This is a genomic window from Pseudomonas sp. AC070 (genome assembly GCF_979258635.1).
The window spans coordinates 1,505,688-1,518,126 of the sequence record NZ_OZ409871.1 but is presented as its reverse complement, the minus strand read 5'-3'; the positions used below and the strand labels follow the sequence as shown (position 1 = coordinate 1,518,126).

General features: G+C 62.3%; 11 protein-coding genes. 5 read left to right on the top strand and 6 right to left on the bottom strand.

The window, feature by feature from the left end; all coding sequences use genetic code 11:
- Positions 1-73 precede the first annotated feature (73 nt).
- Positions 74-394 carry an RES family NAD+ phosphorylase gene (locus tag ACZZ0Q_RS06785; protein ID WP_463539641.1) on the bottom strand — a complete coding sequence of 107 codons (321 nt, stop codon included), beginning with the start codon at positions 392-394 and terminating at the stop codon, positions 74-76.
- Positions 395-492: 98 nt separating this feature from the next.
- On the opposite strand from ACZZ0Q_RS06785, the gene ACZZ0Q_RS06780 reads away from it, so the two are divergent.
- Positions 493-1,071, top strand: a complete 579-nt coding sequence (locus ACZZ0Q_RS06780) for a flavin reductase family protein (RefSeq protein ID WP_122493796.1) — start codon at positions 493-495, stop codon at positions 1,069-1,071.
- Here the strand turns inward: ACZZ0Q_RS06780 and ACZZ0Q_RS06775 are convergent, their stop codons facing one another.
- On the bottom strand, positions 1,072-3,138 hold the full coding sequence (locus tag ACZZ0Q_RS06775; RefSeq protein WP_463539642.1) for an HD domain-containing phosphohydrolase: 2,067 nt from the start codon (positions 3,136-3,138) through the stop codon (positions 1,072-1,074). It lies immediately after the preceding gene.
- Positions 3,139-3,305: 167 nt separating this feature from the next.
- Here ACZZ0Q_RS06775 and ACZZ0Q_RS06770 point away from each other — a divergent pair, with 167 nt between their 5' ends.
- Together ACZZ0Q_RS06770 and ACZZ0Q_RS06765 are read left to right on the top strand one after the other, a co-directional pair.
- Positions 3,306-3,788, top strand: coding sequence for a FecR family protein (locus ACZZ0Q_RS06770; RefSeq protein ID WP_463560393.1), 483 nt, complete (start codon positions 3,306-3,308; stop codon positions 3,786-3,788).
- An 8-nt stretch (positions 3,789-3,796) separates the two neighbouring features.
- On the top strand, positions 3,797-4,396 hold the full coding sequence (locus ACZZ0Q_RS06765; protein WP_463539644.1) for an OmpA family protein: 600 nt from the start codon (positions 3,797-3,799) through the stop codon (positions 4,394-4,396).
- Between the two features lies 1 nt (position 4,397).
- Here the strand turns inward: ACZZ0Q_RS06765 and ACZZ0Q_RS06760 are convergent, their stop codons facing one another.
- The 4 genes from ACZZ0Q_RS06760 to ACZZ0Q_RS06745 form a co-directional block, all read right to left on the bottom strand.
- On the bottom strand, positions 4,398-6,500 hold the full coding sequence (locus ACZZ0Q_RS06760; protein ID WP_463539645.1) for a CHASE2 domain-containing protein: 2,103 nt from the start codon (positions 6,498-6,500) through the stop codon (positions 4,398-4,400).
- 6 nt (positions 6,501-6,506) lie between these two features.
- Complete coding sequence (locus ACZZ0Q_RS06755; protein WP_463539646.1) at positions 6,507-7,328, bottom strand: aldo/keto reductase; 822 nt, start codon at positions 7,326-7,328, stop codon at positions 6,507-6,509.
- 95 nt (positions 7,329-7,423) lie between these two features.
- Entirely contained in the window at positions 7,424-7,849 is a 426-nt protein-coding gene (locus tag ACZZ0Q_RS06750; RefSeq protein ID WP_463539647.1) for a VOC family protein, read from the bottom strand.
- Between the two features lie 39 nt (positions 7,850-7,888).
- A complete protein-coding gene (locus ACZZ0Q_RS06745; RefSeq protein ID WP_463539648.1) occupies positions 7,889-8,581 on the bottom strand; it encodes a class I SAM-dependent methyltransferase in 693 nt (230 codons plus the stop codon).
- Positions 8,582-8,700: 119 nt separating this feature from the next.
- Here ACZZ0Q_RS06745 and ACZZ0Q_RS06740 point away from each other — a divergent pair, with 119 nt between their 5' ends.
- Positions 8,701-11,799, top strand: coding sequence for a transglycosylase domain-containing protein (locus tag ACZZ0Q_RS06740; RefSeq protein WP_463560391.1), 3,099 nt, complete (start codon positions 8,701-8,703; stop codon positions 11,797-11,799).
- 189 nt (positions 11,800-11,988) lie between these two features.
- Positions 11,989-12,420 (top strand): hypothetical protein, encoded by a 432-nt coding sequence (locus ACZZ0Q_RS06735; protein WP_122493804.1) that lies wholly within the window; start codon positions 11,989-11,991, stop codon positions 12,418-12,420.
- Positions 12,421-12,439 lie beyond the last annotated feature (19 nt).

The following is a 12,439-nucleotide window of genomic DNA, read 5'->3' as shown; positions in this document are numbered from 1 at the left end:
GGTCTGCCGCGTTTTGTGCGATGGGCCACTTTTTTGGCGCCAAAATCGATTGGCGGCCTCTGGTTGAACCCCGTTACTGAACGCTGAACATCCGCGCGTCATAGATAAAGGCGTGTGTACTGACCACGACGATGTCGAACTGCGCACGATGGTTGGGGGTAAGCACCAGGTTGTTGGCCAAGGGGTTAACCACCGAGGGAATGATCAAGCCGAACTTGCCGGACCGTTGCAGAAACTCGGTGCCGAAGGCGCGGCTCGGTGCATCCGCAGGCAGCCGGTCCCAGACTGGTGGCAACTCGTTGAGGGCCGGCTGAACGTACAGGTCGGCGTCGTCGGGCAGCGCCAGCTCCACCATCACCAGGGGCATTTGCGGTGGGCCGCTTTGGTGAACCAAGGTTCGGGTAGGACGCTTGCCGCAAAACCGAGCTTTCCCATCGAGCCGCCCTCCCCGGTTACTATCGCCGGCCTACCCTGTCAGCCGCGAGTATCGCTATGAGTGCCAGTATCGCCCCGGTGGAATTGTCCAAAGCCTATCGCCTGCTCAACCACGGCCCCACCGTGTTGGTGTCGGCGCGCCATGCCGGCGTGACCAACGTGATGGCCGCCGCCTGGGCCTGCGCCTTGGACTTTTCGCCGCCCAAGCTCACGGTAGTCATCGACAAAGCCACGCGCACCCGCGCCTTGGTGGAAGGCAGCGGCGAGTTTGTGATTCAAGTGCCCACCGCCGCCCAAGCCCAGCTCACCCACACGGTGGGCAACCACAGCCTGGCCGACGACGCTGACAAGCTCGCCCATGCCGGCGTGCAATTAATGGAGTTTGCCGGCTACGACTTGCCGTTCGTGGCGGGCTGCTCAGCCTGGCTGGCCTGCCGGCGAATTCCCGAGCCGCACAACGAGCAGACCTACGACTTGTTTATTGCCGAGGTGGTGGGCGCCTGGGCTGACACCCGCGCCTTTGCCAATGGCCATTGGCAGTTCGAACACGCCGACCCCGAACTGCGCAGCCTGCACTATGTGGCAGGCGGGCAGTTTTATCTGACGGGGGATTCGCGGGTGGTGAAGGTCGACTGATCAGGCGGGAAGGAAAACGGCGATGTCGATTTCGTCGATCTGTTCCGGCTGCAGGTAGCGCTTGGCATAGCGCTGAGGCATGCCGCTACGCAGGAACAGGGCGAACAGGTCGGCATCGATATGCCCCTTGTCGCGCAGGTTGGCCAGAATGCGCACCGACTCGGACAAGGTCTTGGCTTTCTTGTACGGGCGGTCGGAGGCGGTCAGCGCTTCGAACACGTCGGCAATGGCCATGATGCGCGCCGGAATCGACAGTTTGTCTTTGTCCAATTGCCGTGGATAACCGGTGCCCATCAGCGTTTCGTGGTGGGTGCCGGAGTATTCGGGCACGCGTTTGAGGTTGGCGGGCAGCGGCAAGTTTTCCAGCATCATGATGGTCTGGATGATGTGCTCGTTGATCTTGTAGCGCTCTTCGGCCGTCAACGTGCCGCGACTGACGCTCAGGTTGTAGAGCTCGCCGTAGTTGTACAGGTGTTCCGGCACGGTGACTTTGAAGCCGTACTTGGGATCGTACTCGCGGCTCGCCGAGCGCGGGAAAATGTGTTGCGGCTTGTCGGCCAGCAGCGTTTCCTGTGCCGGCAATTCGGCCACGGCCAAATGCTCGACGCGGTGCAACTCGCCTTCGGACAAACCGAGGCGATCATCGAAATGCCGCAACCAAGGGCGCTGGCCAATCTGCTGCAAGCGTTCGATACGCTCGGGCGCCATCAGCTCGCTGCCGATGTTGCACTCAGCCACGTAAGCAAACTCTTCTTGCAGCTGGGCCATGGACCGCTCGTAATCGGCGCGCGCGACGTCTTCGTCGACGCCGTCGCGAATCGCTTCCAGGCACGCGATGTGGGCGTCGCGCAGCAGCACTTCAAAACGCATACGCACTTCGTGGATGCGGTTGTAGATGGTTTCCAGCTTGGTGGCTTTGTCGACCACGTGCTCAGGCGTGGTGATTTTTCCGCAGTCGTGCAGCCAGGCGCCGATGCGGAACTCACGCCACTCGTCTGCCGAATGGAAACTGAAATCCGCCAGCGGCCCCTCGCTGACTTTGCAGGCTTCTTCGGCCAGCATCAGCGCCAGCTCCGGCACGCGCTCGCAGTGGGCGCCGGTGTAGGCGCTTTTGGCGTCGATGGCGCCGGCGAGAATTTCGATCATGGCGTCGATCAGCGCTTTCTGCGCGTCGATCAGGTTGTGGTTGTCCAGGGCGATGGCGGCTTGTGAGGCCAAAGCGCCGACAAACGACAGCACTTGCGGCGAGAACGCCACCACCTCGCCGGTGAGCGGGTCGAGGGCGTTCATAAATTGCAGCACGCCAATCACTTCACCCTGACGCGGCGCCAACGGCACGCTGAGCATCGACACGGTGTGGTAGCCCGACTCGGCATCGAAATGGCGAGTGCCGCTGAGGTCGAAACGGGTTTCGGCGTACACGTCGTCGATCACCACGGCCTTGTTGTGCAAGGCGGTGTAGGTGGACACATGACGTTCATTGGGCAGGCCGCTGACAGGGTCGTGCAGCACGATTTCGCTGGCCGGCAGGTCGTCGTCCATCGAGCGCAAGGCGAAGCGCAGGGTGTCGTGCTCGGTCTTCAAATACATGGTGGCGGCCTGGGCGTTACAGATCAGCTTGCCCTGCATCAGGATGTGCTTGAGCAGCGCATCGCGGTCGCGCTCGGATGACAGCAGCAAGCCGTTCTCCACCAGGCTGGCGAGTTTGGCTTGGGTTTCTTGCAGGGTTTGGGTTTGCAGCTGCAGCGCAGCCTTCATGCTGGAGTGGTTGCGGTTGAGGCTGTCGACTTCATGGAACATCGAGGCCTTGGGTTGCTCGCCGGAAAAGTCCAGGTTGCGGATCAGGCGCGTGTCTTCGGCCAGGCGCTCGATGGTGCGGTTGATGCTGTCCATGCCATTGAGCGCCAACGGCAAGGTGCACAGAAGCACCAGCACTGACAGGCACAGCACGGTGGTCGGCGCGAGGCCAAATGTTAGTGCCAGAATCGGCAGCAACTGCAGAAGAAAAAACGCGGTTAGAACAACTGACCAGTTCTTAAATCTGAACTTGATAAATGCTGTTGTCATACTGCAACCCGTTATTAGAATTTCCCTTTTTGCCGTAATACTGGCAAATCACGTTGATCGCAGCTTTTATAAGTAGCGACAATACGACGTCACACATTTCGCACCGTTCTACCCAGCTTGCTCAGAGGGTTTTGAGCCCAAGAATTCGGGTCATCAGGGAGACTAGTATGTTTGTGCCAAAAAAAACCAGCCTATGGTTATGCGGTTTGCTTGCGCCACTGTTTTTTTCGTCGTGGCTGCACGCCGCCGACGAGCCGTCGACGCAGCCTGCCGCTAGCAAAGCCATTGGTTATGTAATGAAAACCGAAGGTGAAGCGGCCGTCATTGTCGACGGTAAGCCGCAGCCCGCCAAGGTCGGAATGCCAGTTTTTGTTGGCAGCTCGATTAAAACCGGCGCCAACGGCTCGTTGGGCGTAACGCTGGAAGACAACACGCTGATGTCGTTCGGCCCCAACAGCCAGCTGAGTTTCGATGCGTTCCAGTACGAGCCCAGTGAGCAAGCGCTCAAGCTCAGCGCCAAAATTACCCACGGCACGCTCAATTACATTTCGGGTGTGATTGCCAAGCTCAAACCCGAAGCCGTGGAGATCAACACCCCCACCGGCACCATCGGCGTGCGCGGCACCCATTTTCTGGTGAAGGTGGACTGAGTCTGTTCATGCCTGGGTATCTGATTCGCGGCCTTGCCGTTTTGCTGTTGGCCGTGTGCGCGACTGGCTGCGCCACGTCGAAGTCGTATGTGGTGTTAATGGAAAGCCCGGACGGCACCACCGGCGCCATCGTTGTGCAAACGGCCAACGGCAGCACCCGTGTCGATAAGAAGCTCAACGCCGTGGCGCTCGATGGCAAAACCGTCAACACCTTTGCCGTCGAGCCACCGCGCGTGCAGCAAGATTTCTCCGCTGCGCTGGGCGCGCAGCCAGCCCTGCCAATCACCTTCCGCCTGTACTTTGATTCCGGCACAGCCAACCTCACCAAAGAATCGAAAGCCGAATTCCAGAGCGTGCTCAGCACGTTGCGCGAGCGCGGGCCGTCGGCGGTGTCGGTGATCGGCCACACGGACACCGAAGGCAAGAGCAGGTGGAATGAGCAAATCGGCCTCAAGCGCGCCACGGCGATTGCCGAGATGTTCAAGAAGGAACGCATTGAGGTGATCGAGTTGGTGGTCACGTCCCACGGCGAAAGCAATTTGCTGATCAAAACGCCGGACGACACTCCCGAACCGCGCAACCGGCGCGTGGAAATAATCGTCCGCTAGCTCATTTGCGGTTCATGGCAAACGCATCGCCCTGCTCCCCCGCCAGCAACCGCTGCCAGTGAAACTGCACCAAGCCATCATTCGGGCGTTGCTCATGCAGCGCCGCGAATGCCGCCAGCGCGCCGGCATCGCCGGCCATCAGCAACACGTAGGCGGCGTCGTAGGCATCGTCCGCCGCGCTTAACGGCTCGAACACTTCCACTGCCGCCGACTTGCCCTTGAGCTGCACCTTGCCGACCGCGCGCATCGGCACGCCCGGATTGCTGCGGGCAATGGCGGCCGACACACACACCCGCGTGCCGAGGTGCTGGTTGAGGCTTTCCAGGCGCGAGGTGGTGTTCACCGGGTCGCCCAGGGCGCGGTAGTCGAAAATGGTTGAGCCACCGAAATTACCCACCACCACTTCCCCGCTGTGCACGCCGATACGGGTTTGGCCGAAGGCGGTGCCGCACGCTTGCAGCTGCGAGACATAGCCCTGCGCAAAGCGGTCGATTTCCAACGCGCAGTTCAACGCCCGCTGGGCATGGTCGGCTTGTGGCAGCGGCGCCGAAAACATAATGGCCACGGCATCGCCAACAATACGGTCGAGCGTGCCGTCGTGGCGAAAGGCGATGCCGATCACCTCTTCCAGGTAATCGTTGAGCAGGCTCACCACCGCTTCCGGGCTTTGCCGCTCCATCATTTCGGTAAAACCGGTGAGGTCGGTAAAAACAAAACTGCACACCTGACGTTTGCCGCCGAGGGTCAGTTGGCCGGGGTTATCGACCAGGTGCTTAACCAGATTGGGCGACACGTAGCGTGAGAACGCCTCGCGCACCCAGCGCTGTTCCCGTTCACTGGCAACGTGGTGACTGATGCTCGCCACGCTGTAAACCAGTGCCAGACCAATGCCGGGAGTGAACAGATCAAGCAGCACGCGGTGCTCGCTGAAGGCGTACCAACTGACGCCATTGGCCGCGCCGATCAACAACACCGTCAGCCCGGCCGCCACCAGCGCGGGCAGGCGCAGCGCCAACAGCGCCACCAGCACGCTGCCGATCACCAGCACCAGCGCTTCGACCGCCACCGCCCAGCCCGGCCGCTGTAAAAACTCGCCGCTGAGAATTTGCTCCAGCGCCTGCGCGTGTACTTCAACGCCCGGAATGATGCCGCCCAGCGGGCTGAAGCGCAGGTCTTGCAGGCCCTGGGCGGAAGTGCCGATCAAGGCGATGCTGCCGGCCAAACCTTCCGGCGCCTGCCCCGCCAACACTTGCCAGACGGGGATGGTCCGCGCCGCCTGCGGCTCGGTGAAATGCACCCAGAATTCGCCACGCCGGTTGGTCGGAATTTGCACGCGGCCGATGTCGATTTGCTCCACACCCGCCTCGCCGGCCCGCACCCGGTACATGCCCGCCCGCTGCGCCACGCGCAAGGCTTCGGCCACCAGCGACGGTCGCACTTGCTCGCCGAGCGCCAGCAGCAACGGCACTTTGCGCACCACGCCATCGGTGTCGGGTTCAAACGTTAGGGCGCCGGTGCCGGCCGCCGCTTGTTCCAGCGCCGGCAAGGCGCGCACCGCCGAGGCGTAGGTCGGCAGAAACGGCAGCGGCGCTTGCCCGGCAGTAACCAGACCAAAGCGGCTCAGGGGTAATTCGCCGCCAGCACCGCGCCGTTCGGTGGCAAAACCGAGCACCACATTGCTGCCGGTTAGCGCGTTGGCCAGTTGCGCGTCGTGGTCGGGCAAGGCTTGCAGTTGGCTGATCAGCCCGTCGTCCAGGCCCTGGTCTTTTAGAAGTGAGGACGGCGAGGTGCGGTCCGGCTCGGCAAACAGCACGTCGAACACAATGGCAGCCGTGCCGGCTTCGCGCAGTTTGCTCACCAGTTCGGCCACCCGTGTGCGCGGCCACGGCCATTGGCCCAGGCGCGCCAGGCTGGCTTCGTCGATATCGATAATGCGCACGGGCGCGTTGTTATACGCGCGCGGCTGCCAGCGCTGGTATTGGTCGAACACGGCGTTGTGCAGTTTTTGCACGGGCAACGGCGCCGTCACCAGCACCGCCGCGCTGAGCGCCACGGCAATTGCACAGGTAACCAGGCTGAGCGTCACACCTCGGCGCTTGAGCATTGGGCGTTACACCATGGCCAGGGGTTGCTTGCGCGTCGGCGGCGGGAACACGCCGTCGAGCAGGCGCAGGTCGGCGGCGTCCAGGGTCAGTTCAAGGGCAGCGGCATTGGCGCGCACGTGGCTCGGCGTCACCGCTTTGGGAATCGCCATCACGCCGCCTTGCTGCACCAGCCAGGCCAAGGCCACCTGCGCCGCGCCGACACCACGGCGTTCGGCGATCTGGTTCAGCGTCACATCGGCCAACATCCGACCGCCCTGCCCAATCGGGCAATAGGCCATGAGCGGCATGTGCTGCTGCTGACACCAAGGCAGCAAATCAAAGCCGACACCACGCTGCTCCAGGCTGTAAAGCACTTGGTTGGCGGCGCAGGCGCGGTTGTTCAGTTCGAGCATGTCGTCGAGGTCGAAATTGGACACACCCCAGTCGCGAATTTTGCCTTGCTCACGCAGTTGCTCGAATGCCTCGACGGTTTCTTCCAGCGGGTACTGACCGCGCCAGTGCAATAAGTAGAGGTCGAGGGTGTCGGTGCGCAGGCGCTTCAGGCTGCGTTCGCAGGCTTCGATGGCACCACGGCGGCTGGCGTTGTGCGGGTACACCTTGCTGACCAGATACACCTGATCGCGAATGCCTTGCAGGGCATCACCCACCACGTTTTCCGCGCCACCTTCGCCGTACATTTCAGCGGTGTCGATCAGGCGCATGCCCAGCTCCACGCCCAGGCGCAGGGCGGCCACTTCGGCCTTGTGTTCGCTGGCGCGCTCGCCCATGCGCCAGGTGCCTTGGCCAATGGCCGGAAGGGTTTGGTTGGCGAGTTGAACGGTGTGCATGGGGTGTTCCTTATCCAATTTTTTGTTCTGTTTTTCGTAGGAGCCAGCTTGCTGGCGAATCCTGGAAACCAACAGCTTCGCCGGCAAGCTGGCTCCTACAAGGCGCAGTGCGATGGAGCGGCACTTTCCACTTCGCCATAGCCGTCGCCGTTCCATTGCATCAGGCAGAAGCCATGGCCGAACGGGTCGGCAAAGGTGGCGATGCTGCACCAGGCTTCGTGGCGGATCGGCGTTTCGTTTTTCGCCCCGGCGGCAATGGCGCGTTCGCAGGCGGCGGCCAGATCATCAACCACGATGTCGACGTGCACCGGCGTCCAGTGCCGTTGGTACTGGCGCGCGGCGCCTCGGCACGGTTGGCTGCCGGTGGGGTTGGCGAGCAGGTAGATCGGCACCGGGCCACCCAGCAGTTCCGCCACCTGGCCGTCGAACAGGTAGCGCTTGAGGTGCACGCCGAACGCTTGGGTGTAAAAGGCGATACCCGCTTCGAGGTCGGGAACGTCGATGTTAAGCAGTAGATTCATGGAGGCATCCGTGGCTGGCTCGGTTGACGTGGGCTCGACTTATCTGGGCTCAGATCGGAGCCCGGATTTCAGTAAGAGCAGCAACGACACCGGTTGTTCACTTTCCGGATGCAGCGGCTCTTGCAGCCACTGCAAGCGCCAATTGGTTTCGGCCAGCAGCGTCAGCCACGACTCCAGGGTGCGGAAGAACCACGGCATGGGTTCGGCAAAGCCCTCGCCAAACCCTTCGAAATGCTCGACGCGCCAACCGTCCTGATACTGCCCTTCGCCCCGCGAGCTCCACGGGTGGATGGTTTGAATCAGCAACACGCCGCCCGGTGCGATCAGGCTGTGCAAGGCATTCAGCACCGGTGCTAGCGGTTCGTCGAGCAACGCAAAGTTGCACACCAGGACGTCGAACTTGCCCAACAGCGGCGCCTGCGCTTCGAGGTCGGCGTAACCGCATACGCGGTATTGCCCGGAGCAAATGGCTCGCGCCGTTTCGATCAGCGGCACCGAGGCATCCACGCCCACCGCCTCGATGCCATGGGCCATCAAGCCGCGGCACAACCAACCTTCACCGCAGCCGATGTCCAGCACGCGCTTGGGCTCGCAGGCCAAAATGGCGCGCACGATGGCGGCGTCAGTAACCAGCCGTCGGCTTTCGATGCGTTGTTCGCGCACCGCGGCAGTCCAGGCGTCGGCGTTGGCCTGCCAGCTGAAATTGAGCTGTTCTCGATGATCGCGTTGCATGGTGGCGCTCGAAGAAAAGAGAAAAAAGACGCGCGGAAACGTTAACCGCATTTTGCTGCCGACAACAGCGTCTACGCTTTACCCATGCAGAGCAACGCAGAGCCAAGGCCAATATTGATATGGGCGCATTGTGGCAATCGAACAGTAATTCGGCTGAGCAAACGGTGCCCGGCCTGACTTCCTCCCCTTTGCCCAACGCAAAACGTCCGCCACCCCGCTCCCCTTGGCGCCGGGCGGTGCGGAGAACCTTCTGGTTAACGCTGTTGTTGCTGGTGGTCGCTGGCGCCTGGCTGGCTTACGACGAAACCACCACCGCCAAGTTTCAATCGCGCGAACTGAGCCGCTACGCCGCCACGCTCACCTATGAATTGGCTGAAGGCCCGAGCAACGCCATCCGCTACCCCGAATTCGGACCGTTCGACAAACGCCTGGGCTACGCCTATTTGCCAGAGATGCTCGAGCGCCTGCAAAAACGCGATTACCTCATCCAGCAGCAAACCCGGTTTTCCCCCGCGCTGATGGAATACAGCCGCCACGGCCTGTTTATTCCCTACCCCGAAAAACTGCAAAGCGGCCTGGCCATCGCCGATTGCCGAGGCGCGCCGCTGTACAGCTTCACCTACCCGCAGCAGCTGTACGGCAGCTTCAACGACATTCCGCCGCTGGTGGTCAACAGCCTGTTGTTCATCGAAAACCGCTACCTGCTCGACCCGCAGCAACCGCTGAGCAACCCGGCTGTGGACTGGCCCCGGTTCGTGATGGCAGCCATCACCCAGGTCGGCAAAAAACTCGACGTTCAAGGCCAATCCGCCGGCGGCAGCACCTTGGCCACGCAACTGGAAAAGTACCGCCACTCTCCTGATGGCCTGACCCTCTCGGGCGTCGACAAGCTCAAGCAAATGGCCTCGGCCAGCGTGCGCGCTTACCAGAACGGGCCGCAGACCTTGCCCGCCCGGCAAAACATTGTGCGTGACTACCTCAACAGCGTGCCGCTCTCGGCGGCGCCGGGGTATGGCGAGGTGCATGGCATGGCCGATGGCCTGCGGGTTTGGTATGGCGCCGACTTCGCCGAGGTTAACCGCCTGCTGAGCGATGCCAGCGCCGACGTGGCGCAACGCGGTTTGGCCCTGCGCCAGGTGTTGTCGCTGATGATCGCCCAGCGCCGCCCTTCTTATTACCTGGCCCAAGGCCACAGCCAGTTGGCGACGCTGACCGACAGCCATATCCGCATTTTGGCCAGCGGTGGCGTCATCGACCCGGCCCTGCGCGATGCCGCCTTGGCCAGCACCGCCACCTGGCGCGACCTCAACGCGCAGCCCGGCGTGCAAATGGTGGAAAGCAACAAAGGCATCAGCGTGGCGCGCAGTCGCTTGTCGAGCCTGCTGAATAAACCGCTGTACGACCTCGACCGCCTCGACCTCGCCGCCACCACCACCCTGAATGGCCAACTGCAGCAAGCCGCCAGCGATTATTTGCAGCGCCTGGCCGACCCCGCCTTCGCCGCCCAGGCGGGCCTGCTCGGCGAACATTTGCTCACCGCGCAAACCACGCAAGCGGTGCGTTACAGCTTCACCCTGTTCGAGCGCACGCCGGACGGTTCACGGGTACGGGTGCAAACCGACAGCACCGACCAGCCGTTCGACATCAACGAAGGCAGCAAGCTGGAATTGGGCTCCACCGCCAAGCTGCGGGTACTGACCACCTACCTGGAAATCATCGATGAGCTGCACCGCCGCTTCGTTGGCCAGACGCCGGCGCAGCTGCGCAAAGTCGAAGTGCCGGAGCAGGATTATTTGACGCGCTGGGCCGTTGACTACCTGGCCGCCGGCAACGACCCCAGCCTCAGCGCCATGCTCAACGCTGCGCTGGAGCGGCGCTATTCGGCCAACCCGGGCGAGCGCTTTTTTACCGGTGGCGGGCTGCACCACTTCAACAACTTCCGCCGCGAAGACAACGGCCGTATTCCGACCATGCGTGAGTCGCTGCAAGAGTCGATCAACCTGCCGTTCATTCGCCTGATGCGCGACGTGGTGCGCTACAGCACCTACCAAGCCAGCAATAGCAGCGCGCAATTGCTCAAAGACGATCACGACCCCCGGCGCCAGGACTATCTGCAGCGTTTTGCCGACCACGAAGGCACCGTGTTTTTGCTGCGTTTCTGGCGCAAGTACCAAGGCAAGAACGCCACTGAACGGCTCGACACCTTTCTCGACGGCATGCACCCCACCGCGTCGCGCTTGGCGGCGGTGCACCGTTACCTGATGCCGGATGTCGACGAAGCCACCTTTGGCACCTTTATCAACGCGCATCTGGTGGCCGAAAAAGTCGGGCCGGCACGCGTTCACGAGCTGTATGAAAAATACGGCCCCGGCGCCTACAGCCTGCCAGACCAAGGCTATGTCGCCCGCGTGCACCCGCTGGAACTGTGGCTGCTGGGCTACTTGCTGCAACACCCACAGGCCAGCTTTAACGAGGCGGTGACCGCCAGCAACAGCCAGCGCCAGGAAGTGTACGGCTGGCTGTTCAAGAGCCGGCACAAAAGCGCGCGCGACAGCCGCATTCGCATCATGTTGGAGGTGGAAGCGTTTCTGGACATTCACCAGCGCTGGCAGCGCGTGGGCTACCCGTTCGACCATTTGGTGCCATCGCTGGCCACCGCCATCGGCAGTTCGGGTGATCGCCCCGCTGCGTTGGCGGAATTGATGGGCATCATCCTCAACGACGGTATTCGCCAGCCCACCGTGCGCATCGACGGCCTGCATTTTGCCGCCGGCACGCCTTACGAAACGCAGCTGAGCACCAACCCCGATCAAGGCAAGCGCGTGCTCTCCAGCGAAGTCGCGGCGGCCTTGCGCGGCGCCTTGGCGCAAGTGGTGGCCAAGGGCACCGCGCGACGCTTGAACGGCAGCTTCACCCTCGACGACGGCAGCGCCATGACCCTGGGCGGCAAAACCGGCACGGGCGACAACCGCATCGAAAGTGTCGGCGCGGGCGGGCGAATTCTCAGCTCCCGCTCCTTGAACCGCACCGCCACGTTTGTGTTTTACCTGGGCGACAACCACTTCGGCACGCTCACCGCGTTCGTGCCCGGCCGCGCGGCGGAAGGCTTCCGCTTTACCTCGGCGTTGCCGGTGCAAGTGCTCAAAGGCATGGCGCCGACGCTGCAACCGTATTTACGCGCGGGCACGCAGTGTGTGGCGAGCCCAACGCAGGGCTAAAGGTTTGATTGGATTCAAAACCATCGCGGCTAAAGCCGCTCCTACAGGTTTCGTGTTTTGTGGGAGCGGCCGGGCGGCTTTCCGATTAGCCACGATGCTCTTAGGCCCCAAGCATTTGCCGCTGCCCCTGACACCTACCCGCTGGTAATATCTGCGGCGCCCTATTTTCCTGCTGTCTGGAGTACCCGCTTGGAGTCTGAATCCATCGTCTATGGCTGCATCCGCGACTGGCCGTCGACGGATCCAGAGCAGGCGCGTGTGCGTCGTGCGATCAACAGGCGTGAACTGCGAGCCCTGCCCAGCGGCGATGCCTGGCCGTTTATTGGGCGCGACATGTTTTCGTTTTGCCCACAGCTCGGCGAAGGCTTGTACCAGACGCAAGTCATCCATTTCGGCGCCAGCTACCGGGCCATCGAATACGAATGGAGTTTGTGGGTCGAGCAGTTCGAAGCGCTGCTCAAGCGCTTGTACTGGGGCAGCGCAGTGGTGCACCTGGAAACCGAACTGAGCGGCAGCCACACCTTTCGCTGGGAATCGGAACAGGGTTTTCATAGTCCGCAAGACAGCGGCGGCCTACTGGTTCGCTGCGCCTGGGAACGCGAAGGCGCGTTGCACAGTTAACCTCGCCAAGGCCGCATTT